Raw genomic sequence first — 26,949 nt, 5'->3', positions numbered from 1 at the left:
GAATTATTTTGAGAAGGAAACGGAATGTACGAAAAGCTTGAAGAAGTAGCAAAAAAATACGAGGAACTCACAGAAAAGGTGAGCGATCCCGATGTTATCTCCGACCAGAACCTGTTTCGTCAGGTTGCCAAGGAGCATGCGGAGCTTCGACCCGTTGTGGAGAAGTTCGGCGAGTATAAAGAGGTAAACGCCTCCATAGACGAGGCTAAGAGTATCCTTGACTCCGATGATGCCGAGCTTAAGGAGCTCGCCCAGATGGAGCTTGAAGAGGGAAAGGAGCGGCTTGAGGAGCTTGAGGAGGAGATGAAGGTACTCCTGCTTAAGAAGGATCCCTACGATGAGAAGAATATCTACCTTGAGATAAGAGCCGGTACAGGCGGTGATGAGGCGTCGCTCTTCGTTGCGGATATGCTGCGGATGTACACCCGCTTTGCTGAGATGAAGAAGTGGAAGACCGAGGTTGTCGAGATGAACGAGACCGGTGTCGGCGGGTATAAGGAAGTGGTTGTGCTTATCAAGGGTAAGGGGGCTTACAGCTACCTCAAGTTTGAGGGTGGCGGCCACCGTGTCCAGAGAATTCCAGAAACCGAATCCGGTGGAAGGATACATACCTCCGCCATCACCGTTGCGGTACTCCCCGAGGCTGACGATGTGGAGTTCGAATTCGACCCCAACGATGTGCGTGTGGACGTATACCGTGCCAGCGGTGCAGGTGGACAGCACGTAAACACCACCGATTCCGCAGTGCGGATGACCCATGAGCCCACGGGTATCGTTGTAACCTGTCAGGATGAGCGCAGCCAGATCAAGAACCGTGAGAAGGCTATGAAGCTTATGAAATCAAAGCTCCTCGAGATGGAGATCCGCAAGAAGCAGGAGGAGGAAGCCCAGAACCGGAAGTTACAGGTCGGCTCGGGTGATAGAAGTGAACGGATAAGGACATACAACTTCCCCCAGAACAGGGTCACAGATCACCGGATAAACATGACCACCCATAACCTGGACAGGTTCATGGAGGGCTACATAGAAGAGCTTCTCAGTGCTATATACTCCTACGATCAGGCGGAGAGGCTCCAAGAGGCCGGGCTTTGACAAACGCCCGGTTTCTGCATGATATAAAACATCTTCTGCCGAACCGGAGTGATGCTCTGGACTTTTTGTCCTATCTTACAGGAATACCCTACGACAAACTCCTCTCCCATATGGATGAGAAGTTCCGCTCTACCTCGGATCCGGAACCTCTCATAGCCGAGCTTGAGAGGGGGGTTCCCCTCGCCTATGTCATAGGCAGACGAAGCTTTTACGGACGTGAATTCCTCATAACCCCCGATGTTCTTATCCCCCGATACGAAACGGAGATACTGGTTGAGCATGCTTTGCTAAACCGCCCAGTGGAGAACCCGCGGATACTCGATCTCTGTACAGGTTCCGGTACTATCCTCAATACGATGCTTGCTGAGCTCCCATCGGCTGAAGGGGTGGGTGTAGACATAAGCCCCGATGCTCTCGATGTCGCATCTATGAACTCATTCAAGCTGGGAATCTCCGGAAGAGCATCGTTTATTTGTGCCGATATTATGAACGATATAAGCAATATAGGTACAGGTTACGATATGGTCTTGTGCAACCCCCCATATGTTTCCGAAGAGGAGTATAAAGCACTTGAACAGAGCGTGTTTTTTGAACCGAGACAGGCACTTGTGGCAGAGGATCTGGGGTTTGCCTTCTACAAAAAATTATTGGACATAGTTCCTTATTTATGTAATAAAACTTGGGTGTCGCTTCTGGAGGCGGGTGCCGGCCAGTCCGGTGTTCTCAGAACCTTGTATTCAGGCTATAAACACAGCTTCATCAGCGACTTAAATGGTATAGAAAGGGTGCTTCTTTGGAAAAGCTCGTCATAGAAGGGGGCCGCCCCCTCAACGGAAAAATAAGGGTAAGCGGTGCCAAAAACGCCTGTCTGCCCATACTTGCTGCGTCAATTCTGGCAGAAGGCAAATATACGATATCAAACATCCCCAGCCTTGTTGATATAAGAACCATGCTCTCACTCCTGGGTGAGGTGGGTGTCGAAACCGATCGTGATGGTGAGGTTGTTCAGCTTAACACCGTTGCCGATAACGATGCTTTCACCGCCCCCTACGAACTCGTGAAAACCATGAGAGCGAGTGTTCTTACCCTAGGACCGCTCCTTGCAAAGAAAGGGCGGGCAAAGGTATCCCTCCCCGGTGGTTGCGCCATAGGGGAGCGTCCTGTGGATCAGCACCTGAAGGCGTTGAGGCTTATGGGTGCGGATATTGAGGTGGAGCACGGCTACATCGATGCCTCATGCTCAAGGCTTAAGGGCGCAGAGATAACCTTTGACATGGTAACCGTAACGGGAACCGAGAATATCATGATGGCGGCAGCACTGGCAGAGGGGAAAACCGTCCTTTACAACGCTGCACAGGAGCCCGAGGTTGTGGATCTTGCAAAGTTCCTCAAGAAGATGGGCGCTGTTATCAGCGGTGAGGGCTCAAGAACCATCGTCATTGAAGGTGTGGACAGGCTGGAAAGTGCGGACTACAACGTTATGGCGGACAGGATCGAGGCGGGCACATATCTTTGTGCAGCGGCTGGCGCCGGCGGGCATCTCATCCTTGAGAATGCTCCCGTTTATGCTATGAAAGCTATACTCGACAAGCTCGGCGAAACCGGCCTTGAGCTTAAGATACTGGACGATTCAACCATAGATATAAGAAGTGAGAAAAGACTCCTCGGTATAGATGCCACAACCCACCCCTACCCCGGTTTTCCCACAGACATGCAGGCGCAGTTCATGGCTGTTATGGTCAAAAGCAGAGGCATATCCGTTATAACGGAAACGATCTTTGAGAACCGCTTTATGCACGTATCCGAGCTTAAAAGGATGGGTGCTGATATCCGCCTAATGGACAAGTCGGCGGTTATCAAAGGGGTTAAGAAGCTGAGTGCAGCCCCCGTTATGGCCTCGGATCTGCGTGCAAGCGCAAGCCTTGTTATCGCAGGGCTTATGGCTGAGGGCACCACAGAGGTGCACAGGGTTTATCATCTGGACAGGGGCTACGAGAAATTTGACATCAAACTGGCAGCTGCCGGTGCAAAGATAGAAAGGGTGAAGGAATGAGCAGGGATATTATCACCGTGGCCCTCCCTAAGGGAAGGCTGGCGGAGGAAACCATTGAACTTTTCGTGGAGAAGGGTATCACAGCAGAAGGGGTTGTGGACGAAGAGACCCGCAAGCTCGTATTCCTTGACGAAGAGCACGGCATGCGCTATATGCTCGTGCGGAATATGGACGTACCGACCTATGTGGAACACGGTGCAGCGGACCTTGGCGTTGTCGGCAAGGATATAATAAGCGAAAGTGCTGCAGATGTTTATGAATTTATGGACCTCGGTTTCGGCTACTGCAGGCTTTGTGTTGCTGGCATCAAGGGTGGGAATACGAACTACAGACACGATATGCGCGTGGCCACGAAATATCCCCGTATGACGAAGGAATTCTTTGCAGGCAAAGGTGTTTTTGTGGAGACTATCAAACTTTACGGCTCCATTGAACTTTCTCCTATCGTGGGGCTCTCCGATATGATAGTGGATCTTGTGTCCACTGGCACAACATTGCGCAAGAACGGACTTGCGGAGATAGAGACAATGATGGAATCCACAGCAAGATTCATAGGAAACAAAAGCATGACCCGTCTTAAGCACGAAAGGGTCAAAGACATAATAAAACGGCTGGGTAACTGATGTTTATTAAACGTTTTTTGGCAGGTTTTTTTTTTAGTATCCTGATATTTCTGGCAACGGAGCAGGCCTCGGCAGCTAGGGTAGACGCTGTGGAGGTTGAGGGGAACAGAAGGGTTCCGGAAGAAACAATCCTCAAGTATGCGGTTGAGCCGGGTACGGAGTTTGACCTGGAAACTGTGGACGAATCAATACGCCGACTTTTCCAGGAAGACCTTGTTGAGGATGTTAAGGTTGATATGAACCTTAATGACGATCGTCTTATTCTCACCTATATAATCAAAGAAAAACCCTACGTACACAGTGTTTATTTCGAAGGCAACGCCGAACTTAAGGAGCGCTATCTCCGTGAGGAGATGATACCCATGGCGGGTGAGGTTCTCCACAGGGGCAAGATCGCCGCAAACGTTAAAGCACTTATAACTCTTTACAATGATGAAAAATACTACTCTGCAACAGTGAACCCTATGATCGAGGACCGCGGTGATGGAACAGTGGACGTTGTTTTCAGCATCGATGAGGGGCCCGAGGCAAGGGTTTATACCATAAACTTTGCAGGAAACGAGTTCTATACAGATAAGGAGCTCGAAAAGGCTATATCCACCAATGAAAAGGGCTTCTTCTCGTGGCTTACCGGCAGCGGAAAGCTTAAGAGGGAAGAACTTCAAATCGATATGGAACGCATTAAAAACAAATACCTGAGAGAAGGTTATGTTAAAGTGCGTGTGGGTGAGCCTGAGATCGAGCTTGGTGAGGAAAAGAAGAAGATAACCCTCACCTTCCGTATCGACGAGGGTGAGCGTTACAAGGTCCGCAGTGTTAATTTTGAGGGTAACAGGCACAGAACCGTAGAGGAGCTTGAGGCATCCACAATACTCAAGCCCGGCGATTGGTTCAACATCGAAACCTATCAGGAGGATGTTAAGCGGATAACGGACCGCTTCACCCAGATAGGCTACGCCTTTGCAAACGTTAATCCTCTCTCAAAGATGAACGACGACAACAACACCGTGGGGCTTGTTTACGAGATAGAGGAGAACGCCCTCGTTACAATAAACCGTATCACTATTCAGGGGAACGAGGAGACCAGAGACAGGGTTATCCGCCGTGAGCTGGATATTGTTGAAGGTGATATATACGATAGCGCAAAGATCAGTAAATCACGCAAGAATGTGGAGTTCACAGACTACTTCGAGCAGGTGCGTCTTGAGGAGCAGAGGGCGGATGATACATCCGTTGACCTTGATGTCTCCGTAAAAGAGAAGCGTACAGGCTTTTTCAGCGTTGGTATGGGTTATTCATCAATCGACCAGCTTATTGGTATGTTTGAGGTGCAGAAGAAGAACCTCTTCGGCTCCGGATACACCATCGACTTCAAGGGTGAGTTCTCTGGCTCCAGAACAGACTACACCCTCAGCTTCACCGACCCATGGTTTATGGACCAGCCCATAACCGTTGGCGTGGATCTCTTCAAGCTTAAGAAGGGGTACTACGACTATGACAAAAAGTCCGAAGGTGGAGCCCTCCGTGTGGGACACAGAGTAATGGGTCGAAGTCTCTATGCGAACTACAAGCTCGCCTACGAAAAGGAGGAGATCTACAACATCGAAGATGAGGCCTCCTGGTATGTGAAGGAGCAGGAGGGTGAATATACAACCATCAGCATCACCCCCATGCTTAACTACAGAACCGTTAACCACCCCGTGGATCCCACGGATGGAAACCGCAGCCGGGTGTATGTGAAATACGCAGGGCTTGGCGGTGATAATAAATATGTAAAAACCGGTGTAGAAACCACCGAGTACATCCCTCTTTTCTGGAAGTTTATCGGTGTTCTGCACATTGAAGGCGCCTTCCTCTCCAAAACCGCCGATGAGGCACTGCCTATCGATGAACGATTCCGCCTTGGCGGCATGTACAGCGTTCGTGGCTACAAGTACGGTGATATATCGCCGTTGGATGAGGACGGCAATGAGTATGGCGGTAATAAGATGTTCCTCTTTAATGCAGAGCTCGTTTTCCCGATATCCGAGGAAGCGGGACTTAAGGGGGTTCTTTTCTATGACGCCGGTGAAGTTGACGATGAAGATGAATCATACCTATCAGGGGAGATGCGTTCCTCTGTGGGTTTCGGCTTCCGGTGGTACAGCCCTATCGGACCCCTCCGCATAGAGTACGGGCATAAGCTCGAGGCTAAGGAAGAAGAGGAGTCGGGAAGATGGGAGTTCTCCATCGGAGGTATGTTCTGATAAACAGGGAGGATTTTTAATGAAGAGAATTACGGCACTAATAGTTGTTGCACTTATGTTTGTATCGGTATCCGCCTTTGCGAAGGTTGGAGTTGTTAACTTCCAGAAGGTTCTTACCACTTCCGATGCGGGTAAAACGGTACACAAAAAACTGCAGCAGAAAGCCGATGAATTCGATGCTGAACTTAAGAAGATAAGCGACAGGGTTACAGCTATCCAGCAGGAGTATGAGAAGCAGGAATCACTCCTTACACCCGAGGCAAAGGATGCCAAGCGTGCAGAGGTAAACAGGCTCGTAAGGGAGTTTCAGGGTATGAAGGAAGATTCCTCCAAGCGTCTCAGGCGTATGGAATCAAGGGAGCTTCAAACCATCGAAGAGGATGTTATCGCCATCGTGGACAAGCTTGGTAAAGAGCTCGGTTACGAGCTTATCATCGAGATGCAGACCGCAGGCGTAATGTACTTCTCCGAAAAGATCAACATCACAGACATCGTAATCGAAAGGTACAACAAGGAATGGAACGCCAATCAGTAAAAACCACTCTGCATCTCAGCGAGATTGCAGAAGCGGTATCGGGGGAGCTCCGCGGCGATGATATCACCGTAAACTCCCTTCGTTCACTGGATGATACAGAATCGGGGTGCATAGCACCCCTTTTCGATAAAAAGCGGCTTGAGGAGGCTGAGAGTTCCTCTGCGGCTGCTCTTCTCCTTTCCGCAAGTGTTACGTATACGGGTGGAAAGCCAGCCGTTGTGGTGAAAAACAGCTCCCAGGCACTTGCAAAGCTCATCGATCTTTTCTATCCTGAACGGAAGTTCGAGGGTGGTGTTTCAGCCGGAGCGTATGCCGCTCCCGGTGCGGATATCCATCCGAGTGCATTCCTTGCCCACGGTGTCGTTGTGGAAGATGGTGCTTCAGTCGGCGAAAACAGCTACATTGGTGCAAACTCCTACATCGGGAGGGGTACGAAGATCGGCAGCGGCTGCCGCATTCATCCCGGTGTATCTGTTTACTACGGCTGCACAGTGGGAAACAATGTTATCCTGCATACCGGTGCAGTTATCGGTGCGGACGGCTTCGGCTTCTGGCAGGACGGCAACGGAGTTTCCCATAAGATACCCCAGGTAGGGGGTGTTATTATCGGCGATGACGTGGAGATCGGCGCAAACACCTCTGTGGACAGGGGTGCGCTGGGTGATACTGTCATCGGCAAGGGTACAAAGATTGACAATCAGGTGCATGTCGGACACAACACAAAGATCGGCGAACACTGCATCCTGGTAGGTCAGGTGGGCATATCCGGAAGCTGTAATATAGGCGACAGGGTTATCTTCGGCGGAAGAGCGGGCTCTGTGGACCATGTAAGCATAGCTTCGGGAACAATTATTGCAGCTATGGGTGTTGTGGACAGGGATGTTGATGAACCGGGCATGTATTCCGGCTTCCCCCTCGTTCCACATTCCAAATGGCTCAGAATACTTATGGCCCAGAAGGATCTGCCGGAGATAAAGAAGAAGCTGGCAAAGATTTCAAGGAGAGTTGATGATGGATCTTAATAAGATACTTGAAATCCTGCCCCACAGATACCCTCTGCTCCTCGTGGACAGGGTTCTGGATATTCAGGATGACAGTATAAAGGCGCAGAAGAACGTTACCTACAATGAGCAGTTTTTTCAGGGGCATTTCCCCGGGCTTCCTGTTATGCCCGGTGTGCTTATTGTGGAGGCTCTTGCGCAGACAGCAGGGATTTATGCCTACGATAAGATTGGTGATGAAGGGAAAGGGAAGTTTGTTTTCTTCATGGCTATCGATAACGTTAAGTTTAGGAAGAAGGTTGTTCCCGGTGATGTTGTCATACTGAACTGCAGGGTTCTGCGTTTCAAGAAGGGGCTTCTTAAGGTTGAGGCCTGGGCGGAAGTGGATGATGAGAAGGCCTGTGAGGCTGTGCTTACAGCCGTAATGAGGGACAGCTGATAGATATGATAGCATCTGGAGCAGTGGTTGATAAAACCTCAGAGATTCATGAGAGCGCCGTCATTGAAGATGGTGCTTTTATAGGAAAAAACTGCGTAATCGGGCCCAACGTAAGTGTTGGGCGAAACGCTGTAATAGAGATGTGCACAACCCTCGGCGAGGAGTGTATTGTTTCCCCTAACGCCCATGTGGGGGGAGCTCCGCAGGATATCAGCTACCGGGGTGAGGATACCCGCCTTGAGATCGGTGCAAACTGCGTTATCCGCGAGTTTGCCACCCTCCACCGTGCAAGCACGAAGGAGGACTGGGTAACAAGGGTTGGAAACGATTGCTACATAATGGCCTACAGCCATGTGGCCCACGACACCCAGCTTGGGAACAATGTCATCATGACGAGCTACTCCTGCACAGCAGGGCATGTACGTGTGGGTGATTTTGTTAACTTCGGTGGCTACGGCGGTGTACATCAGTTTGTGCGCATCGGTTCTATGTGTATGATAGGCAACAGAACCACCGTTCTTAAGGATCTTCCCCCCTTCTGCCTTGCTTATGGGGCGGAGGCTGGAATAAGCGGACTAAACGCTGTGGGTCTCAAACGCAGAGGGGTATCCCCTGAAGCGAGACGTGAGCTTAAGCGTGCGCTTCATATCTACCGAGACCTGAAGAACAGCCTAAGCGATGTTATAAAGATGCTCGGAGAACTCGAGCAGTACGATGAGATAAAGCAGTTTATAGAATTTATTCAGTCAGACAGTAAAAGAAGTCTAATCAGGAGATAGTTATGTTGAATGTAGGGATTATAGGACTGGGCAAGATGGGGAAATACCATCTGAACATCTATGATGAGCTCACCAATGCTAATATGGCCGGCATGTGCGATGCTTCGGAGGAGGTGCTCGGTGAGTTGAGCAAACGCTACCCCTACAAAACATATACCGACTACAGGGAGCTCCTCCCCCATGTGGATGCCGTCACCATCGCTGCTCCCACCGTGCACCATTACGACATCGCAAAGGAATGCCTTGAGGCTGGTGTGCATGTACTTGTGGAGAAGCCGATAACCACCGACCTCGCCCAGGCTGAAGAGCTTTTTAACATAGCCGAAAAGAGGGGGCTTGTTCTCCACATCGGGCATGTTGAGCGTTTCAACGGCGCTGTTCAGGAGCTTCGCAAGATCGCCACGGACCCTTATCTCATAGAGTCCCGCAGGGTTGGCCCGTATAATCCCAACTTTGCTGGCGACAGCATCGTTCTGGATCTGATGATCCACGATATCGATATAATAGTTAATATGGTGAACAGTGATGTGACGGAGCTTCAGGCCTCCGGTTACTCTGTTCATTCCAAGCTTCCCGATTATGCCTCTGTCCATCTTCATTTTGCAAATAACACCACCGCCCATATCCTCGTGAGCAGGGTTACCCAGAAGAAGGACCGCACCATGAGCATCAGCCAGAAGGATTCCTTCATATCACTGGACTACACGAGTCAGGATATAAACATATACCGTAACATCCAAAGCACTCAGATCATGGGCAACAAAGAGCTGCGGTATAAAAACGAATACGTCCTTGAGCGTCTTTTTGTCTACAAGGACAATCCCCTCAAGCAGGAGATAAAACACTTCCTGGACTGCGTAAGCGGACAGGAGGAGTGCAGGGTTGTCACAGTTGAGCATGAGCTTAAGTCTCTCAAGATAGCCCTCAAGATCGATGAGATTCTTATGAAGGACAAGGGGGCCATCGAGGTTAATCTCTGATGATCGGTGTGGTGGCCGGAAACGGGGATATGCCCCGTCTGGTGGCGGAGAGCGTGCGTGAGTCGGGGAAGTCACCCGTTTGTATTGCACTCTCCTCTTCCATAGCAGAATCATTGGCCGGCTGCTGCGATGATGTTACGGAGATCCCTCCGGTTCAGGTGGGCAAGATCATCAAAACCCTTGTAGGCAAGGGTGTTCGTGATGTTGTCTTCGCCGGAAAGGTGGAGAAATCCATCCTGTTCGAAAAGATACGCTTCGACTCCACAGCCATAAAAATGCTCCTCACTCTCCCCGACAGGCGTGATGATACGATCATGAACGGAATACGCAGGGAGTTTGAGAAGAAGGGGCTTCGAATCCTCAAACAGACTGAAGTGTTGAAAAACTATCTCGTCCCAGAGGGTACGCTGACCAAGAGACAGCCCACTAAGGATGAGATGAAGGATATAGCCTTCGGGTTCACGATGGCGAAAAAAATTGGTGAGCTTGATATAGGGCAAACCATAGTTGTCCGCAACAGGGCGGTTGTGGCGGTTGAGGCCATAGAAGGCACGGACAGAGCAGTCCAGAGGGGCTGCTCCCTCGCAGGGGAGGGGGGCGTAGTGGTTAAGGTTAAGCGCCCGGGACAGGATGAGCGTTTCGATATCCCCACCGTTGGTGTTGACACATTACGTCATATCGCCGATAATAACGGTGCCGTTTTGGCGATCGAAGCAGAAAAAACCTTTGTAGTAAATCTGGAGGAGTGCATCCGTTTCGCAGACGGTGCAGGGATAGCTTTTGTCTCCTATCGGGATTAGGCTAACTTCTTTCAGGTAATAACAAATTCAGCAGGAATCCGACATATGAAAGCAGAACATATTAACCCTTTTATCATTTCTACTAGTGAAGTTTTCAAGACCATGGTTGGTGTCGAGCCGAAGAAAGAGGATGTTTACCTGAAGGAGGAGAACGAGTTCTCCTATGATGTATCGGGCGTTATCGGCCTTGCCGGGGATGCGACAGGTTATGTCATTATCAGTATGCCCGAGCCCCTTGCTCTTCAGATATATAATGGATTCGCAGGGGAGGAGAAAAAGAGCGTTGACGGGGATGTAACCGATGCCATCGGTGAGATCCTGAACATGATCGCCGGCGGTGCCAAACAGGTTTTCTCAAGGCTCGGTGTACGTTTTAAGATATCCCTTCCCAACGTTGTTATCGGCAAGGAACACAAGATTGCCCAGAAGAAGGACACACAGAGCCTCTGTGTGAAATTCACCGTTGAGGAGAGCTCCTTTGTAATTGAGGCGGCTCTTAAAGAGAAGGGCTAAAATTTGGACATCCCGACGTTATTCGCCGGTACATTCGTTTTCATATTCGGACTCGTCTTCGGCAGCTTCCTTAATGTTTTAATAGCCCGCTGGCCCCGTGATCTTTCGGTGGTATCTCCGCCGTCATCCTGCCCCAGATGCCATGCTCGAATCAGATTCTACGATAATATACCCGTTCTCAGCTGGATTATTCTTAAGGCGAAATGCCGAAGCTGTGGTGCACAGATATCAATAGTCTATCCCCTGGTGGAGCTTACTGTGGGCTTATTGTTTCTTGCGCTTTTTGCCAAGCACGGGCTCGACATATACTTTCTTAAGCATGCCCTCTTCGTATTTCTCCTGCTCGGTGCGGGTTACAGCGATCTTTTCACAGCGTTGGATAAGGATTTCGAATGCGGGATTATCCCCGACCAGTTCACCCTTGGCGGTATTGGCGCAGGGCTCGTCTTCTCCTTCTGGACCATGCCGGGCATAAAGGGTGCTCTCCTCGGCGGAGCAGTGGGCTTTCTCGCCCTCTATATCCCCGCTCTACTTTTCAGAGTCTTTGCCAAGAAAGAGGGGATGGGTGGCGGAGATATCAAGCTTATGGCTATGACGGGTGTTTTCCTCGGGGCGTTTCCCATATATTTCGTTGTTCTTATCAGCGCACTCATAGGTGTGGCTGTGGGGCTTCCCTCTGTGATACTTATGAAAAACAGAAACTACATGATCCCCTACGGTCCTTTTATATCCGCGGCGGCTATCGTTTATATCTTCTATAACCGCCTGCTGATACAGTGGTTCACAGCTTTTGTCCAATAAACAGAGCGTGCTTGAACATAAAGTAATATTCGTATATAGTAACTACGCATTTTCCGTATGGATATAATGGAGGAAACGTGCTTTCAGTAGAAGAACAGATGCAGCATATCCGCAGAGGGTCCGAGGAGATTATCTCCGAAGAGGAGCTTGCGGGGAAGATTAAGAAATCAATAGAGACGAACACTCCGCTGAGGATCAAAGCGGGATTTGACCCCACAGCCCCCGATCTCCACCTCGGGCACACCGTGCTCATCCAGAAGCTTAAGCATTTCCAGGAACTCGGTCATCAGGTTGTTTTCCTCATTGGGGACTTTACCGGCATGATCGGAGACCCCTCGGGGAAGTCCGAAACCAGAAAGGCACTAACCAAAGAAGAGGTTCTTGTTAATGCAGAAACCTATAAAGAACAGGTTTTTAAGATACTCGATCCCGAGAAGACAGAGGTAGCATTCAACAGCCACTGGATGGAAAAGATGACATCCAGTGATATGATCAAGCTTGCATCCTCCTACACAGTTGCTAGGATGCTTGAAAGGGACGATTTCTCCAAGCGGTACAATGAAAACAGACCTATAAGCATACATGAATTCATGTATCCCCTTGTTCAGGGGTACGATTCCGTCGCCCTGCGCTCCGATGTTGAGCTCGGCGGAACTGATCAGAAGTTCAACCTGCTTGTTGGCAGGGATCTCCAGAGGCAGGATGGTCAGGCGGCACAGTGTGCCCTCACCATGCCCATACTTGAAGGGCTGGACGGCGTTCAGAAGATGTCCAAGTCCCTTGGGAACTATGTCGGCATAAACGAGTCCCCGGCGGATATGTTCGGGAAACTCATGTCCATAAGCGATGAGTTGATGTTCAGATACTACCTCCTCCTCTCCGACAGAAGCCTTGGGGAGCTTGAGGGTATGAAAAAGGGAGTTGAGGACGGAAGTCTGCACCCCATGGAGGCGAAGAAGCAGCTCGCTGTTGAGATCGTGTCCAGGTTTTGGGGTGACAAGGCGGGCAAAGAGGCCAGAGACGGCTTCGAAAACGTTTTCTCCAAGAAAGGACTCCCCGATGATATGCAGGAAATTAAAGCGGAAGGGAGAACCCTTCTGGAATTGATAAGAGCCCTGAACTTTGCTCCCAGTAACGGTGAGGCGAGAAGAACCGCCAAGCAGGGGGGCGTCAGCCTTGACGGTGAAAAGGTGGAAGACCTTGAACAAACCATCGATAAGGGCGAAACAATACTCAAAGTGGGCAAGCGTAAGTTTGCCAAAATAATTGTGGACTAGGAGGCTGAGGTGGCTATTGTCAGACCTTTTATGGGCGTTCGGTACAACCTCGAGAAGGTACTGCTTAAGCAGGTAATCGCACCCCCTTATGATGTTATTTCAGAGAAGATGAAAGAGGAGCTTAAGGAACGCTGTGGAACAAACGTTGTTAAGCTTATCCTTCCCGATGGTGAAGAGGATAAGTATAAGAACGCCTCAAAGCTCTATGAGGACTGGAAAAAGGACGACACCCTCGTTAAGGACAAGAAGCAGAGCTTCTATCTTTACGAACAGGTTTACACATTTGCTGGCAGGGAGTACGTCCGAACCGGGTTTATCGGCCTCCTGAGGCTTGAGGAGCTTGGTAAAGGCTCTGTATTCCCCCATGAGAAAACTCTGGCAGGTCCCAAGAAGGACAGGCTTGAGCTCATGAAGGCGTGTAAAACAAACTTCAGCCAGATCTTTGGCCTCTATATGGACAAAGAGAACAGGCTTGCTAACAACTTCAACAGCGTTAAGAAGAACATGCCTGTTTCTTCCGCCGTTGATGACGAGGGTGTGAAGAACACCATCTGGCAGATCGATGATCACGAAATAATAGAGAGCATTGAGGCCTTCCTTAAGGACAAGGCTATCTATATAGCGGATGGGCATCATCGCTACGAGACAGCTCTTAACTACCGTAACCACATGCGGGAGCAGAATGAGGACATCGAAGGGGATATCAAGCCCTACGATTATGTCATGATGATGTTTGTGAACTTCTACGATGAAGGTCTCAAGATATTCCCCACCCACAGGGTTGTGGAACTCGGTAACGATTTCTCCTATGAAGAGTTCAAGGAGAAGGTATCCAAGAGCTTCGAGCTTGTGGAGATAGAAAGCAAAGAGCAGGGGGACAAGTTTGTCAACGAACCCGGCGAAAACCGCAACTTCCTTGTGTACTACGATAATAAATATCTTGGTCTTACTCTCAGGGATGAAGTTCTTGAGACCCTCCACCCCGTTTACCGCAAGGTTGACACTTTTCTGATTCAGGAGACTGTTATCAAGGAATGCCTAGGTATGACCGATGAGCAGATCCTTCGCAAGGAGGGTATCTACTTCCTGCAGACGATGGACCAGATAAACAGTGTAATGGAGCAGAAGCCTGCAATGGCACTTATGCTCAAAGGTGTGGATATAGACGTAGTACGTGAGATTTCAGAGAGCGGGCTGGTTATGCCCCAGAAGTCCACCTACTTCTATCCGAAACTCCAGACAGGGCTTGTTATCAACGAGCTTTAACAGATATAAGATACCAGATTATAACGGGGGAGCCGAGGCTCCCCTTTTTTTATTCGAATCTGGGGATGAGCTTCTTCCAGCTCTCAAGCTCAAGGAAACTCTCCGGAGCATCCTCTTCCATTATATTGAAACGTTTGAGGGGCATGGTGAACATGAGCATGTCCGGATCTGCCATTGGTCGCACTGTTATATCAGTCATGCCGGCTATCGCCTTCGGCTCCTCTTTGAGAGATTCGTTATAGGCTGCCAGCGTCATGCTGTGACAGCCGGCACCGAATGGCATTCGGACGTTGTCGAGTGTACCCCGGAAGTTTGCAAGTACAACGCATGCGGAGAGCTGGTCGGGGTTAACATAGAACACGACAGCGATAACATTCTCGCTCTCATCCGTTTTGCTTAATGGTTTGTAGACTACATATTTATAGTCAATATCCTTGATTCCAAGGGCCTGACGGAACCGTTCGGTGGATTCGGGATCCTTTTGGTAGCGCTCACCCTCGGGATAGCCCTCTCCACGACCGTAGGAGAGGAAATAGCCGAAGCCGCCTGGGAAGGTGTCGTAGGAGTCGCCGAGGCAAAGTCCACCCTGGCCGCCTATGCATCCGAAGGTTTCTCTGCCGAATACAGCTGTTTTACCTTTTTTGATAACATTGTTCATGAGTCCCATATTGCATCCCCATTTGCCGGGCTTAAACTCTTGGGCATCTTCTGGTTTTTCATCAGTGAAGATCACCGCCGCCGGCTGATATTTAAGATGCAGCTTCTCTGCAAGTATGGATTTCATTTATTCACCTCTAACTTTTAATTATATTGTGTCAGATAGATATTAAATCTTGCAATAGTATCTTAAAAAATGGTAATAAATCTTTCTCAAGAAACAGGAGCGTAGCTCAGTGGGAGAGCACTGCCTTGACGTGGCAGGTGTCGGCGGTTCAATCCCGCCCGTTCCTATATAATTCAGCAAAAAAGGCCAACTCCTCAAGGGTTGGCCTTTTTGTTTATGGCACTTGTTAATCCTTTTATACTATTTTCTATCCCTCTGAGCATATTCTTGTGTTGCTCTAGCTCGTAAGGAATGGAGTTATCTGCACGTTTAAGAAAAGAATAGTTATACTTGAAGCTGTCATTAAATACTTCCTTGTCCTTTGAGCTATATGAAAGATCAATATTGAATGAAAAATCGTTATCTTGTGGGAGCTTGCCGAATTCGCAAAGGAAATATGCAACACTTTGTTTTGGTGTAAAATATTTTATATGTAATTCAAACGGGATCCTATTCTCTGTCTCGTGCACTTTCTGTATGAAGTTTTCATCAAATTTAATATCTATGTTATAGGCAGGGGAATTTCCAATGTTTTCAATAACTAATTCTAAGTACTGTGATTTTTTGAATGATTGAATATATATAGAAATGAGTGGTGAAGTGGCTGTTTCACGCAGTTTTCTAGCTTCTTTTACTGATTGGTTTGTTAAAAAAACATAAACTCCTGTACAAAGGAACAGAAATATAGTGGCTACGGCTGTTATAATTGCTGCTATCGCTGAAACTGCATCTGGGTTACAAGTAATCCATTCAATCATTTTATGTCCTTAGTTTTAGATTTATGATCTTTTTTTCTTTTTGTTATATGGAGATTGATTTGTTGGTTTCAAAGAGATACTTAATTTTTGTGTTTCACTATAGATTGATTCCGGGGTTCTCTCTAGCTTCAATCCAATAACTCTTGTGGGCGTGTTCTGAACAGTAAGTTTTTTAAAGCACTGACATCTTTATCACTTCGCTTCTTATTATGTTTTCCAGGTTTTTCCTGAATTCAACTAGCAAGTGCAACGGGGTCTATAGAGAATAGTATCTGGTTAGGAGTTTTATATCCAGTTGCTTTTCTTGGTCTGTTGTTTAGTTTCTGCATAATATTCTGAATCTCTATATCATCAACACTTTCAAGCATCCTACTCTTTGGTACATACTGCCTAATGAGTCCGTTTGTATTTTCGTTTATTCCGCGTTCCCACGAAGCATATGGATGAGCAAAGTAGAATTCAGCCCCTAGTATCTCAGATATTTCGGCATGTCCTGCAAACTCTTTCCCGTTATCGGAAGTGATTGTATGGACTAGGTGTGATATCGGTTTCAACATTTCTATAACCGCTTTTGTCACCAGTACAGCAGTCTTTCTTTCTACCTTGCGTATAAGTGTCAGATAAGACTTCCGCTCAGTAAGAGAAACAATCGCCTGCTTGTTCCCTTTTCCTATAACTGTATCCACTTCCCAGTCTCCGAATCTCGCTTTCTCTTCTACAATACTTGGACGCTGCTCAATGCTTAACTTGCCATGTATCTCTCCTCTGCGTTCATAAACACCATATCGCTTCCTGCGTTTTCTTCGGCAACGCAGGTGAGTATAAAGTGTTCCACCATGACTTTTATCTTCAAGAATGTGCTGGTAGATACGCTCATGACTTACGTTTATTCCATAATTTTGATTTAGCCAATTGCTCACCTGCTCAGGGCTCCAGTCTTCAAGCAGAAGACGTTCAACAAAATACCATTCAGTTTGTGCAATCCGTCTTGGGACCTTGTCCATTCTTCGTTCAATAGCTTTGCGATGAGCTTGCTTTGGGCGATAACCACGACCTCCTGTGTTTCTGCGTAACTCTCGGCTGATGGTAGATTTATGTACTTTAAGCAAATCAGCTATGTCCGTCTGAGAATGTCCGGTTTTCCTCAGCACATAAATCTGGTACCTTTGTTCACGGGTCAGGTGTGTATAGTTCTTCATTCGGTGCTCCTTTGACGTGGTGGTTAAAGAGCTACGATGCTAACGCACCTGACCTCTTTTGACCACTACTTAAAAGTTGCACTTAATTATTGAATCCAGGTTTTACCCATTTGTATTCTCTTGTATTTTTATCAATAGAAAAATATATATTCTCAAAATTAACGCAATAGATAAATGCTTACACATTGTGGATGGTTTGGGTTCGTGTGAATATGTATTATTTCGTGACTAATCTTTAGAATTCTTAATATGTGTCAATTTTGGACTATCGTTTTATGGTTGTGCCATTATAATATGAGAATCAGTGCTTATGAGTGAAGATCGTGTTTATAAGGTTCTGCATTTTATAAGTATTTAGGCACAGTTGCACATGTATCGGAATCGGTTCAATCCCGCCCGTTCCTATATAATTCAGTAAGTAGCCAACTCCTCACGGGTTGGCTTTTTTTATTAGTGAGCGGCGTTAGGTGCAACACAATATTTAGAACCGGACAGAGCGGGGGATTGTCTAATATTTAGTTGTCATCCACTTCATTAAATCAGAGGGTAATTATGAAGACACTTATTCTTGTTATGGCATGCGTGTTATTTGTTTGCGGTTGTACCAAAAGGGCCTGGTATGATGGGATGCGTGATTCGCAGAGCTTTCAGTGCAGCAGGTACGATGGTGAGCAGAGGGATCGTTGTCTTGAGGGGAGCGGTATGAGCTATGATGAGTACAGGAGAACCATGGACGAATAATAAGGCGGTAGGCAAATAAAAAGGCGGGACAAAATGCCCCGCCCTTTTGCTGAGGAGGTTCTGATTCGGGGGTCTTCCCCTTTCCTTGGTGTATTCTTATTGCTTATCGGGCTCCCTGTCGGGATGTTTTATGCCGTAGAATATACTGAACAGAACCGGCAGGATCACCAGCGTGAGCACCGTTGCAAAGGCGAGACCGAACATTATCGTAACCGCCATACTGCCGAAGAAAACATCGGTGAACAGCGGGATCATCCCCAGAACGGTGGTGAAGGCCGCCATCGATACCGGGCGAACCCTGCTCACCGAGGCATCCACCACTGCATGGTACTGATGCTTCCCGCTTCGCAGTTCTATATCTATCTGCTCAATCAATACAATTGCATTCTTTATCAGCATCCCCACAAGGCTTATAAGCCCGAGCAGGGCAGTGAAGCTGAACGGCCTTCCTGTTAGCACCAGACCCCATGCAACGCCGATTATCGCAAGCGGAATTATCATAAATATTATTATCGGTCTGCGTATCTTGTTGAAAAGAGCCACTATTATCAGGAGTATGAGCATAAGCACCAGCGGCATGTTCTGTATCAGCTTCTGCTGGGCATCACGTGAGCTTTCGTACTCTCCTCCCCATTCCATACTGTAGCCGGCGGGGAGGGGTATAGCCTCGATATCGGCTCTGATCCTGCTGAAAAGCGGTCTCGGAACCGGCTCCGTACTCTCGCAGGCGGCCGTTATCGTCTTGCTCCTGTTCTTCCGCTTTATCAGGCCGTCCTGAAACTCCGGCTCAATACTGTCCACTACCTGCATTAAGGGAATGTACTCACCCAGTGCGGGGCTCATTATCTGCATATCATAGACGCTGTCGAAATCTTTACGCTGTTCCTCGGGAACCTGCATGATTATCGGTATAAACTCGTCCTTATCCCTGAACAGGCCTATGCGCTCGCCGTTGAAGTGGGCGTATACGTAGCGGTTTATCTCCTGCCTTGTGAGACCGGCGTTCTTGGCCTTCGCCTCGTTCACCTCGATCTCAAAGGTCTTTGTCCTCTGTCTCCAGTCATCCCTTATGAATGTAGCCGCGGGATCCTTCCGGTATACGTCCTTTGCCTTCTCCGCAAGGCTCCGTAGAACATCGGGATCAGGACCGGAGAACCGGACGGCAACATCTCCACCTGTGGGCGGACCGTAGGTGAAGGGTTTTATGTTCAACCTTGCATCGGGGATGTTCTCCTCTGCAAAATCTTTAATCCTTGGGATAAGGCTGTCTATTTCTTTGTAATTGCGGACTCTGGGCATTATCTGCGCATAGGCATCGTTCCTGTCCTCGGGGGAGTAAGTGAGGATGAACCGGAGTGCACCGGAGCCTATGAAGGAGGAGGTGTTAACGATCTCATCGTACTCTGCAAGGTGTTCCTCCAGCTGGATAACCGCCTCTCTGGTCTTCTCTATATGTGTTCCTTCGGGCATCCATATGTTTATAAGGAAGTTCGGTCTCGCCTCGTCGGGGAAGAACTGCTGTTGTACATCCTTGAAGATGGTGAGACTGAATATAAGAAAGCCGAACATGGCAAGTATCGTAACCCAGCGGAAACGTATGCATAGGCGCAGGGTCCAGCGGTATACGGTGAAGATTATCCCGCCGTAGGAATCCTTGATGTCGTCCCCCTCTTTTGTTTTGAGGAGCATCACAGAGTAGAGGGGTGCCAGTGTTATGGCCAGAATCCAGCTTAGCAGGAGTGATATGGCGATAACCTGAAAGAGGCTGGCAAGGAATTCACCCGCAGAATCATCGGACATGCTGATGGCGGCGAAGGCGAGTATGGCGATGAGCGTTGCTCCGAGCAGGGGCATGGCCGTTTCTTTAACGGAGTCGATGGCCGCTTCAACCTTCTCCATCCCCTGCTGGGTTTTAACGAGTATACCCTCCACCACAACGATGGCGTTGTCCACAAGCATCCCGAGGGCGATGATCAGTGCGCCGAGGGAGATCGTCTGCAGGTTTACGCCGATAATCTTCATTACGATGAAGGTGGCGAGGATGGTTAGCAGGAGTATGAACCCGATGATAAAGCCTGTTTTAATACCCATAAATATGATGAGTACGCCAAGTACGATCCCCACCGCCTGAAACAGGTTCATTACGAAGTTGTTAACCGCTTTGGTCACCGTTTCGGACTGGTAGTTGATGACGTTTATATCCATGCCGAGGGGCTTAAGATGCTCCAGCTCCTTGAGCTTCTCCTTAACAGCGTTCCCCATGACAACAACGTTGCCGCCATCCACCGTGGATATTCCCAGCCCTATGGCCTTCTCCCCGTTGAAGCGGAGCATTGTTCCGGGGGGATCGGTGTAATCCTTGCGGATATTGGCTATATCTTTCAGGTATAGGTGGTTATTCGCACCTCCGCCCGGTATGAGAACGTTTCCTATATCCTCCGGATCCATGAAAACTGAGCTGTCTCTGAGGGATATGTATTCTCCGTTCACCTCCACACGCCCTGCGGGGGATATGATGTTCTGGCTGTTCACAGCATCTACGATGGTGTTCAGGCTTATGCCGAGCCTTGCAAGCTTCTCACGGGGTATTTCGATGAACACCGCCTCTGTTTGTTCGCCGAAGAACTGCACCTTCGCCACCTGGTCCACAAGGAGAAGCTCCTTGCGGAGTGATTCGGCGTAGTCCTTTATCTCCCTGTAGGTGTAGCCATCGCCGGTTATTGCGAAGAAAACGCCGAAAACATCGCCGAAATCATCGTTCACAATGGGTGCTCCGGCTCCGGGTGGGAGATCCGCCCGGGCATCCCGCAGCTTCTTGCGGAGTATATCCCATATCTGGGGGAGCTCGTCGGGGCCGTATTTGTCCCTCATATCCACGTGGAGCAGGGAATAGCCCTCGCTGGATGTAGATGTTATCTCGTCCACTTCACCCATCTGCTGGATGGCGGATTCCACCTTTTCGGTGACCTCTTCCTCCACCTGTGAGGGGGATGCGCCGGGGTAGGGGGTGTATACAATGGCCGTCTTGATGGTGAATTTGGGATCTTTGAGCCTTCCAAGCCCTTCATAGCTCAAGAATCCTGCACCCAGAATGAACAGGGTGAGCACCACCGAGAAGGTTTTTCGTTGTATAAAGAATTCTGTTATGCGTCTCATAAATAATCCGCCTAATTCCTGTTTTCGGCTATCTCAGGGTTAAGAAGCTTAAGCTCCATATTCGGCACGACCTTGTGCACCCCTGCCGCTATGATAACCTCGCCACCTTTGAGACCGGAGAGAACCTGCACATCCCCGCCGGAGACTGAGGCTGTGGTTATCTCTGTTTTGACAGGCTTCATCGTTTCCATGTCGATTACCCACACGTAGCTGCTGCCGTCGCTGTTTGCTGCCACGGCGTTGAGGGGTACCAGGGTGAACTGTTCGCTTATGCCGTCTATGGTGAAGAGGACGGAGGCTGTCATGCCGGGGAGTATGCTTATCCCTTCCTGCCTGTGAAGCGTGTAGACTATCTCGTAGGTCTGGGTTTTGGGGTCTGCCACGGTGTTGATCTTCTTGAGGGTGAGGGGGAGCCTGTGTTCACTTCCGTTGCGAGCTAAAAGCTCAGCATCGCCGAAGGCCTCTTCGCCGTAGTGCGCCATGAGGTTTTCAGGTATACGGACCGAAACATCGAACCGGGAGAGATCCTGAAGTTCATATACAGGCTCCTTGGGGTTAACCTGCTGGTATTCGTCTGCGTACTTCTCGGAGATTACCCCGGAGAATGGGGCGTGGATCTTTGTATCACGCAGGTCCTTCCGCCTGAGCTTAAGCGTTGTTTCGGCAACCTCATAGTTCACCTTTGCCTGATCGTAGGCGGATTTTGCCGTTGCGCCCTGCTCGTAAAGCTTTTTTATTCTTTGATAGTTCAGTTTGCGTTCTTTATAGGTGGCCTCGACAGCCCGTAGGTTCTGTATATATTCCTTATCATCGATAACAGCTGCAAGGGCTCCTTTATTAACCCGCTCCCCCTCTTCGAAATGCATTGCAGTTATGTAGCCGTCCACCTCGAAGGAGAGCTTAACCTTTTTAGATGCCTCGATGAGTGCGGGGTAGGTAAGCTCTTTCGAATCACCGGTGTTTCTGGCCACGGCGGCTTTTACTAACACAGGCTTTTTCTCCTGTACTGCAGGCTTTTCCTCCTGCTTATCTCCGCCGCATCCTGCTATTATGAAAAAAAAGCACAAAACGACTGCCAGATTCTTTTTCATATATATCACTCCTTTAAGTATCTATTATCAGGTTTTTAATCAGCTTTATTAATTCTTATGCTATCCAGTATGAGGCCGAAGAAGTTATCCGCCGCCTTTTCATAATCGGGCTCGGTTATCTCATGGAAATGCCAGTAGTCCACCATACCCTTCATGGAGTAAGCCAGAATTGCAGAGGATATGCTGGTGTCATGCTCCTTGAACTCACCAGCGTCGATCCCTTCCTCTATGAAATACCGGAAATCCTCCATGAACTGCATGTGGGCACTAAGAGAGTTCTTTACAGTCATGGTGTTTATGAAGAAGTTGAGCATCTTGCTGTTCTTGGCGATGTGGCTGAAACCGAAGTCTACAAGAGAACGCATCTTCTCCTCGGAGCGGATAGTGCTCCTTTTAAGCTCTTCAACCTTATCCCTCGGTTCATCAAGGAAACGCTCCTTGATGTACATGAGAAGCTCCTCTTTGTTACTGAAATAGTTATACAAAGAGCCCTTAGCTACGCCTGCACGTTTAGCCACATTTTCCATGGAAAACTCTGTGTTGCCTGATTCGTCTATAATCTGAAGAGATGCTTCGTAAACTGCCTTTTTGAACTGGGCATCCCTTGCCGCTTTCTTTTCGGGTCGCATAACTTTCCTCTATTCTGTTTTTTTTAATATGACTGCTTGGTCAGAAAATGTCAACAATAGAATGACCGCTCAGTCAAAATATTCAGAATATCTGCTTATGGATTAAGGTTAAAGGCTTTGTGTTACTGGGGTATATAAGCGGCTTCAAACATCTTTACGATGTTTGAGAGGAATGGATCCAACCTTGAGAAGAGGAAGGTTCTGAAATTCTGTGGTATCCCGCCGTAGTATGCCTCTGCAATGCTTCCCGTTATGCAGGCGATGGTATCAGAATCCCCGCCTAGGCTTACAGCATTTCGAACAGCATCCTCGAAGGATACGGATTCAAAAAAAGCCTGCATAGCCTGGGGAACGGAGCCTTGGCAGCTTACATCGAAGGAGTAGCCGGGTCGGATCTCATCGATGGTTTTATCGAAGCTGTAGCCGAAGGTTCTGGCGGTGTATTCCTTGATGGAGTGGATACTCTCCCCATGCCTGGCCATGAATATCGCCGCCACTACAGCCTGAGCTCCCTTTATTCCTTCGGTGTGGTTATGGGTTACTCCGGCGCTCTTTTTTGCTTCGTTCAATGTATCCCCCATGGTCTGGTGGATATATGCAACAGGGCTTACACGCATAGCAGAGCCGTTTCCGAAGCTGTTGTAAGGGTTTGTTTCATTTGATATCGCCCATTTACGGAAGTTGCCTCCGTAACCGGCATCTGGATACTTTCGTGCAAACTCCCTGTAGGCTTCGTTGTAGGGGATCTTTTCCATTAGGGCATGGGCGGTGGCTATTGTAAGCACGGTGTCGTCGGTGAAAAACGAGTCCTCATCCATAATCCTGAAGTCTTTGGATTTACAGTTGTCCCATTCGTATATGGAGCCAGTAATATCTCCGAAGATTGCACCAAGCATATCAGCACCTCACCCTTTAAGCTTATCAGTGCTGATGAATCACAGCAAGCCCAGGGTCTTCTTATGTGTAAGGGGACATACAAAGTTAACTGATTTATAACTTCCAAAGCTAATGATTATTATGTATAGTGGCATATAAACAAAGGTGTAATATGGGCGCAGATCCCAGACTGCTGGGTAGAGATTTCTATGTTGTAGCAGGGGTATTCCTTGTACTTTGTGTTTTATCCAGAATCTTCGGATACCTTTCCTTCCATGTAATCGCAGAGTTCTTTACTATAATCATCTCATTCTTTGTATTTTTTATGATCGTTATCCATAGAAACGCCGGGCTCTCCACCTTCCTCCTTTTTGTGGGGAGTGCCTATTTTACTGTGGGTCTTTTGGATATCTTTCACACACTCAGCTATAAGGGGATGGGTGTCTTTAATGTTAACGAGATCAATGTGGCGACCCAGTTCTGGATTTCTGCAAGGCTTGCGGAGAGCTCGGCTTATGCACTGGGAGCGTTGTTCTCATCCTTTGTGGTGCCTCTCTTTATTCCCATGGCAGGTTATCTCGTTTTCGGCGCTTTGGTCTCCTATCTTATTCTCTATACAGGGATGTTTCCCGATGCACTCCTTGCGGACACCGGCCTCACAGGCTTTAAGATCTATACAGAGTATATTATTATTTCGCTCCTGCTTTTCACAATGATCTCCCTCTACAGGCTCAGAACAAATTTCAGCAGCAGGCTCCATCTTCTCTTCATCCTTGCCATAAGTACTTCTGTAATAAGTGAGTTCTTTTTTACTCTGTACAATGACGTTTACGGTGTGATGAATATGCTGGGGCATGTTACCAAAGGTATTTCTTTCTACTTCATCCTTAACGCCACCGTTGCATCCATTAAAGGTGAGGAGTAATGAAACCGAGGCAGAGTATTCTGAACCTTCATTACTCCTTTGCCGTTGCAGTTCTGCTGATTCTCATCATCTTTATATCGATCTCCATTAAGAGTAATGCGGTTAATTATCTGGCCGCAAAAGAGGCGAGGATCGCCAACAGCGTTGCAGAGAACCTTTTTGAGGCTGTTCGCCATTACGGCTTTGAGCGGGGGCGGGTTAATGTTGTTCTGAACTATAAGGGTAATATGCTGGATATGGATAAGAATATCGAGTTCTACCTGGAGCATCGCCGTGCCGGAGATTCTTCCATGAATGAGGCGTTGGCAAAAGCCAGCCAGAAGAGTGGGCTAATTACTCCGGAATGGGAGAAGGTAGTTTCCCATATAAACTCTAAGGTGGTTCTTCTGCGCAAGGAAGCGGAGGAGCTTATACGTCTTCCCTATGACCAGAGGGATAAAGAGTTTGCCCAGCTTTGGTTCGACACTATGTCGGAGTATATTGAAACGATCCAGAAGCTGAGTACCGCTGTATTCAGACAGCTGGACAGGCTGGATAAAACCGGTAAAAACCTTTTTACGCTAAGCAGAAACACCATAGAGCTCAGGGACAATGCAGGTCCGGTATGCTCTTATATTGCTGCCGCAATCCTCTCCCCCGAGGGGTTCACCGAAGCCCGCAAGGATGAGATACTCATAAGAAGAACACTGGCGGATAAGAACTATGACAGTATTGTTAATTCTGCAAGTGTCCTTGGGAACAGTAAGGTTAACGATGCCCTCAGCATGGTTTCTGATATTTACTTCACCGAGCTTAGGAGAATGGCGAATATCGCCCTTATAAGCCTGAGAAAAGGGGAAGATCCTCCTTATTCCCAGAGAGACTTCACCAGGGTCGCTGTGAGTGGTTTGGAGAGCATTGCACGTCTTATGGAGACAGCTTCCATTGAGTCGGCTGAATACTTCAGGAAGAATGAGAAGGACGCATTTATTTATCTGGCAGGAAGCGTTCTCATGCTCATTCTTGCAACGATCTTCATATTCTATTCCTTCCGGGTTGTTAATGCAGAGATATATAACCCTATAAGAGATATAACTGAAAAGCTGAATCAACTCTCCGATGGAAATACGGATGTGGGTGAGATCTCAGCAGGGGATAGAAACGATGAAATATCAGATATATACAGGGCTATGGAGGTCTTCCGTCAGAATCAGATCGTTCTTGCAGAGCTAACCAGCAGTCTGGAGGAGAAGGTCACGGAAGAGGTGGAGCGCCGCAGTCAGGCGGAGCTTATGATGGTTCAGCATTCGAAGATGGCCGCCATGGGGGAGATGATAGGTATCATTGCCCATCAGTGGAAACAGCCTCTGAATACCATAGCTGTGCTTGCCCAGACATACGATGATGAGGAGCTCTTTGAGGAGATGAGCAGTGAAGAGCGGGCGGAGTCGGCTTCCCAGATAATTGAGCAGGTGCAGTTTATGGCGAGCACTGTTGATACCTTCCGCAACTTCTTTAAACCCTCATCGGTTTACGAAAAGTTTAACGTTTATGATGCGTTTGAGAAGCTTATCTATCTTGTGCGCAACCAGTTTGTGAAATACGACATCGAGCTTGTCCATGAGGAACCCCCCTTTCCACTTATTATGGAGGGGTTTGAGAACGAGTTTATCCACGGGGCCATGAACATACTGATGAATGCCAGAGATGAGCTTATTCGTTATAAGGACAGGGAAAAACGTATTACAATCAGATATTCCCAGAGTGGTGATGAGATTAACATACATATAATCGATACCGGAATGGGGATCCCGGAAGATGTTCTTCCGAAGGTGTATGAGCAGTATTTCACCACCAAAGGGGAGTTTGGGACTGGTATAGGTCTATATATGACAAAAACCATTGTGGAGAAGAGGCTCGGAGGGAGGATAACCCTCAATACCGGAAGTGAGGGTACGGAGTTCATCCTCTCCTTTCAGTCTATGGATGCATGAATGCTCTGATAGCCTCTGTAAGCTCCTCTTTGGTTACCGGTTTCCTGATGTGCAGATCACTCCCTTCCGCCTTTCGAACATCCTCGTCATGGGCTGAGAGGGTTATTATGGGGGTGCTGGTGTCATGCTCCCTAATGCGTTCCACAAGTGTCCAGCCATCCATACCGGGCATAACCAGATCGGTTATGAGAAGATCAGGCTTATCCGAGAGGAAGAAGGATAGAGCCTCCTCTCCCTTGGAGGCTGTTTTTATCTCCCCGCAGATTCTCCCCAGTATTCTGGCAACACCCAAAAGTATGAGTGTTTCATCATCGCAAAACAGGATTTTTACCCTTTCAAGGGCTTCGGCGTCTATTCTTCTCTTTGTCATAAG

Annotated in this window: 26 protein-coding genes and 1 tRNA gene; 19 read left to right on the top strand and 8 right to left on the bottom strand. The window is 48.3% G+C overall.

The genetic code is table 11. The features are described 5' to 3' along the window. The first annotated feature begins 24 nt into the window (after nt 1-24). The 15 genes from prfA to K300_RS0112015 all read left to right on the top strand — a co-directional run bounded on the left by prfA (nt 25) and on the right by K300_RS0112015 (nt 14,405). Nucleotides 25-1,092: a peptide chain release factor 1 gene (gene prfA, locus K300_RS0112085; RefSeq protein WP_022851934.1), complete on the top strand. Its 1,068-nt coding sequence runs from the start codon at nt 25-27 to the stop codon at nt 1,090-1,092. Then, complete coding sequence (gene prmC / locus K300_RS15590; RefSeq protein ID WP_022851933.1) at nt 1,089-1,904, top strand: peptide chain release factor N(5)-glutamine methyltransferase; 816 nt, start codon at nt 1,089-1,091, stop codon at nt 1,902-1,904. Before prfA ends, prmC begins: the two co-directional genes overlap by 4 nt. Beyond that, the gene (gene murA, locus K300_RS0112075; RefSeq protein ID WP_022851932.1) at nt 1,886-3,145 is read left to right on the top strand and encodes a UDP-N-acetylglucosamine 1-carboxyvinyltransferase; all 1,260 of its coding nucleotides are present in this window, start codon (nt 1,886-1,888) and stop codon (nt 3,143-3,145) included. Before prmC ends, murA begins: the two co-directional genes overlap by 19 nt. After that, nucleotides 3,142-3,768: an ATP phosphoribosyltransferase gene (hisG, locus tag K300_RS0112070; protein ID WP_022851931.1), complete on the top strand. Its 627-nt coding sequence runs from the start codon at nt 3,142-3,144 to the stop codon at nt 3,766-3,768. The genes murA and hisG overlap by 4 nt, the downstream gene beginning before the upstream one ends. After that, the gene (gene bamA, locus K300_RS0112065; protein WP_022851930.1) at nt 3,768-6,014 is read left to right on the top strand and encodes an outer membrane protein assembly factor BamA; all 2,247 of its coding nucleotides are present in this window, start codon (nt 3,768-3,770) and stop codon (nt 6,012-6,014) included. Before hisG ends, bamA begins: the two co-directional genes overlap by 1 nt. A 19-nt stretch (nt 6,015-6,033) precedes the next feature. Then, complete coding sequence (locus K300_RS0112060; RefSeq protein ID WP_022851929.1) at nt 6,034-6,549, top strand: OmpH/Skp family outer membrane protein; 516 nt, start codon at nt 6,034-6,036, stop codon at nt 6,547-6,549. After that, on the top strand, nt 6,531-7,571 hold the full coding sequence (gene lpxD, locus K300_RS0112055; protein WP_022851928.1) for a UDP-3-O-(3-hydroxymyristoyl)glucosamine N-acyltransferase: 1,041 nt from the start codon (nt 6,531-6,533) through the stop codon (nt 7,569-7,571). The genes K300_RS0112060 and lpxD overlap by 19 nt, the downstream gene beginning before the upstream one ends. Next, nucleotides 7,558-7,989: a 3-hydroxyacyl-ACP dehydratase FabZ gene (fabZ, locus tag K300_RS0112050; RefSeq protein WP_022851927.1), complete on the top strand. Its 432-nt coding sequence runs from the start codon at nt 7,558-7,560 to the stop codon at nt 7,987-7,989. The genes lpxD and fabZ overlap by 14 nt, the downstream gene beginning before the upstream one ends. A gap of 5 nt (nt 7,990-7,994) precedes the next feature. After that, complete coding sequence (gene lpxA / locus K300_RS0112045; protein WP_022851926.1) at nt 7,995-8,768, top strand: acyl-ACP--UDP-N-acetylglucosamine O-acyltransferase; 774 nt, start codon at nt 7,995-7,997, stop codon at nt 8,766-8,768. 2 nt (nt 8,769-8,770) lie between these two features. Then, nucleotides 8,771-9,748, top strand: coding sequence for a Gfo/Idh/MocA family protein (locus K300_RS0112040; RefSeq protein ID WP_022851925.1), 978 nt, complete (start codon nt 8,771-8,773; stop codon nt 9,746-9,748). Then, nucleotides 9,748-10,548, top strand: coding sequence for an LpxI family protein (locus tag K300_RS0112035; protein WP_022851924.1), 801 nt, complete (start codon nt 9,748-9,750; stop codon nt 10,546-10,548). The genes K300_RS0112040 and K300_RS0112035 overlap by 1 nt, the downstream gene beginning before the upstream one ends. Nucleotides 10,549-10,593: 45 nt before the next feature. Continuing rightward, nucleotides 10,594-11,061: a chemotaxis protein CheX gene (locus K300_RS0112030; protein WP_022851923.1), complete on the top strand. Its 468-nt coding sequence runs from the start codon at nt 10,594-10,596 to the stop codon at nt 11,059-11,061. A gap of 3 nt (nt 11,062-11,064) precedes the next feature. Continuing rightward, entirely contained in the window at nt 11,065-11,862 is a 798-nt protein-coding gene (locus K300_RS0112025) for a prepilin peptidase (protein ID WP_022851922.1), read from the top strand. 77 nt (nt 11,863-11,939) lie between these two features. Further along, complete coding sequence (tyrS, locus tag K300_RS0112020) at nt 11,940-13,139, top strand: tyrosine--tRNA ligase (protein WP_022851921.1); 1,200 nt, start codon at nt 11,940-11,942, stop codon at nt 13,137-13,139. A gap of 9 nt (nt 13,140-13,148) precedes the next feature. Then, nucleotides 13,149-14,405: a DUF1015 domain-containing protein gene (locus K300_RS0112015; protein WP_022851920.1), complete on the top strand. Its 1,257-nt coding sequence runs from the start codon at nt 13,149-13,151 to the stop codon at nt 14,403-14,405. Nucleotides 14,406-14,454: 49 nt separating this feature from the next. On the opposite strand, the gene K300_RS0112010 is transcribed toward K300_RS0112015, so the two are convergent. Next, the gene (locus K300_RS0112010) at nt 14,455-15,189 is read right to left on the bottom strand and encodes a DUF169 domain-containing protein (protein ID WP_022851919.1); all 735 of its coding nucleotides are present in this window, start codon (nt 15,187-15,189) and stop codon (nt 14,455-14,457) included. Between the two features lie 95 nt (nt 15,190-15,284). On the opposite strand from K300_RS0112010, the gene K300_RS0112005 reads away from it, so the two are divergent. Next, nucleotides 15,285-15,356 (top strand) — tRNA-Val (locus K300_RS0112005). Between the two features lie 27 nt (nt 15,357-15,383). Here K300_RS0112005 and K300_RS0112000 read toward each other — a convergent pair. Then, on the bottom strand, nt 15,384-15,986 hold the full coding sequence (locus K300_RS0112000) for a hypothetical protein (RefSeq protein WP_022851918.1): 603 nt from the start codon (nt 15,984-15,986) through the stop codon (nt 15,384-15,386). A 233-nt stretch (nt 15,987-16,219) separates the two neighbouring features. Then, nucleotides 16,220-17,185: an IS30 family transposase gene (locus tag K300_RS0111995; protein WP_022851917.1), complete on the bottom strand. Its 966-nt coding sequence runs from the start codon at nt 17,183-17,185 to the stop codon at nt 16,220-16,222. A 552-nt stretch (nt 17,186-17,737) separates the two neighbouring features. Between K300_RS0111995 and K300_RS0111990 the strand changes: the two genes are divergently transcribed. Beyond that, nucleotides 17,738-17,926 (top strand): hypothetical protein, encoded by a 189-nt coding sequence (locus K300_RS0111990; protein WP_026836446.1) that lies wholly within the window; start codon nt 17,738-17,740, stop codon nt 17,924-17,926. A 96-nt stretch (nt 17,927-18,022) separates the two neighbouring features. Here K300_RS0111990 and K300_RS0111985 read toward each other — a convergent pair whose 3' ends face one another. The 4 genes from K300_RS0111985 to K300_RS0111970 all read right to left on the bottom strand — a co-directional run bounded on the left by K300_RS0111985 (nt 18,023) and on the right by K300_RS0111970 (nt 23,698). Then, nucleotides 18,023-21,082: an efflux RND transporter permease subunit gene (locus K300_RS0111985; protein ID WP_022851915.1), complete on the bottom strand. Its 3,060-nt coding sequence runs from the start codon at nt 21,080-21,082 to the stop codon at nt 18,023-18,025. 11 nt (nt 21,083-21,093) lie between these two features. After that, on the bottom strand, nt 21,094-22,173 hold the full coding sequence (locus K300_RS0111980) for an efflux RND transporter periplasmic adaptor subunit (RefSeq protein WP_022851914.1): 1,080 nt from the start codon (nt 22,171-22,173) through the stop codon (nt 21,094-21,096). Between the two features lie 35 nt (nt 22,174-22,208). Further along, nucleotides 22,209-22,802: a TetR/AcrR family transcriptional regulator gene (locus K300_RS0111975; protein ID WP_022851913.1), complete on the bottom strand. Its 594-nt coding sequence runs from the start codon at nt 22,800-22,802 to the stop codon at nt 22,209-22,211. Nucleotides 22,803-22,924: 122 nt separating this feature from the next. Then, a complete protein-coding gene (locus tag K300_RS0111970) occupies nt 22,925-23,698 on the bottom strand; it encodes an ADP-ribosylglycohydrolase family protein (protein WP_022851912.1) in 774 nt (257 codons plus the stop codon). A gap of 128 nt (nt 23,699-23,826) precedes the next feature. Here K300_RS0111970 and K300_RS15585 point away from each other — a divergent pair, with 128 nt between their 5' ends. Then, entirely contained in the window at nt 23,827-24,603 is a 777-nt protein-coding gene (locus tag K300_RS15585) for a membrane-associated sensor domain-containing protein (RefSeq protein ID WP_162139897.1), read from the top strand. Then, a complete protein-coding gene (locus tag K300_RS0111960; protein ID WP_022851910.1) occupies nt 24,603-26,576 on the top strand; it encodes a sensor histidine kinase in 1,974 nt (657 codons plus the stop codon). Before K300_RS15585 ends, K300_RS0111960 begins: the two co-directional genes overlap by 1 nt. Here K300_RS0111960 and K300_RS15580 read toward each other — a convergent pair. Next, entirely contained in the window at nt 26,563-26,946 is a 384-nt protein-coding gene (locus tag K300_RS15580) for a response regulator (RefSeq protein WP_022851909.1), read from the bottom strand. The genes K300_RS0111960 and K300_RS15580 overlap by 14 nt on opposite strands. Between the last annotated feature and the right edge of the window lie 3 nt (nt 26,947-26,949).

It is taken from the genome of Limisalsivibrio acetivorans (genome assembly GCF_000421105.1).
Lineage (GTDB): Bacteria > Chrysiogenota > Deferribacteres > Deferribacterales > Geovibrionaceae > Limisalsivibrio > Limisalsivibrio acetivorans.
Note: the sequence above shows the minus strand (reverse complement) of the source record. Positions and strands in the feature narration are given on the sequence as shown.

Coding starts and splice junctions, on each gene's coding strand:
- K300_RS0112010 (WP_022851919.1), bottom strand. CDS start 15,189: ATGAAATCCATACTTGCAGAGAAGCTGCATCTTAAATATCAGCCGGCG.
- hisG (WP_022851931.1), top strand. CDS start 3,142: ATGAGCAGGGATATTATCACCGTGGCCCTCCCTAAGGGAAGGCTGGCG.
- K300_RS0111985 (WP_022851915.1), bottom strand. CDS start 21,082: ATGAGACGCATAACAGAATTCTTTATACAACGAAAAACCTTCTCGGTG.
- K300_RS0111990 (WP_026836446.1), top strand. CDS start 17,738: ATGAAGACACTTATTCTTGTTATGGCATGCGTGTTATTTGTTTGCGGT.
- K300_RS0112035 (WP_022851924.1), top strand. CDS start 9,748: ATGATCGGTGTGGTGGCCGGAAACGGGGATATGCCCCGTCTGGTGGCG.
- lpxD (WP_022851928.1), top strand. CDS start 6,531: ATGGAACGCCAATCAGTAAAAACCACTCTGCATCTCAGCGAGATTGCA.
- K300_RS0112030 (WP_022851923.1), top strand. CDS start 10,594: ATGAAAGCAGAACATATTAACCCTTTTATCATTTCTACTAGTGAAGTT.
- K300_RS0111975 (WP_022851913.1), bottom strand. CDS start 22,802: ATGCGACCCGAAAAGAAAGCGGCAAGGGATGCCCAGTTCAAAAAGGCA.
- lpxA (WP_022851926.1), top strand. CDS start 7,995: ATGATAGCATCTGGAGCAGTGGTTGATAAAACCTCAGAGATTCATGAG.
- K300_RS0111980 (WP_022851914.1), bottom strand. CDS start 22,173: ATGAAAAAGAATCTGGCAGTCGTTTTGTGCTTTTTTTTCATAATAGCA.
- bamA (WP_022851930.1), top strand. CDS start 3,768: ATGTTTATTAAACGTTTTTTGGCAGGTTTTTTTTTTAGTATCCTGATA.
- K300_RS0111960 (WP_022851910.1), top strand. CDS start 24,603: ATGAAACCGAGGCAGAGTATTCTGAACCTTCATTACTCCTTTGCCGTT.
- K300_RS0112040 (WP_022851925.1), top strand. CDS start 8,771: ATGTTGAATGTAGGGATTATAGGACTGGGCAAGATGGGGAAATACCAT.
- K300_RS0112000 (WP_022851918.1), bottom strand. CDS start 15,986: ATGATTGAATGGATTACTTGTAACCCAGATGCAGTTTCAGCGATAGCA.
- K300_RS0111995 (WP_022851917.1), bottom strand. CDS start 17,185: ATGAAGAACTATACACACCTGACCCGTGAACAAAGGTACCAGATTTAT.
- K300_RS15580 (WP_022851909.1), bottom strand. CDS start 26,946: ATGACAAAGAGAAGAATAGACGCCGAAGCCCTTGAAAGGGTAAAAATC.
- K300_RS0111970 (WP_022851912.1), bottom strand. CDS start 23,698: ATGCTTGGTGCAATCTTCGGAGATATTACTGGCTCCATATACGAATGG.
- fabZ (WP_022851927.1), top strand. CDS start 7,558: ATGATGGATCTTAATAAGATACTTGAAATCCTGCCCCACAGATACCCT.
- prfA (WP_022851934.1), top strand. CDS start 25: ATGTACGAAAAGCTTGAAGAAGTAGCAAAAAAATACGAGGAACTCACA.
- K300_RS0112060 (WP_022851929.1), top strand. CDS start 6,034: ATGAAGAGAATTACGGCACTAATAGTTGTTGCACTTATGTTTGTATCG.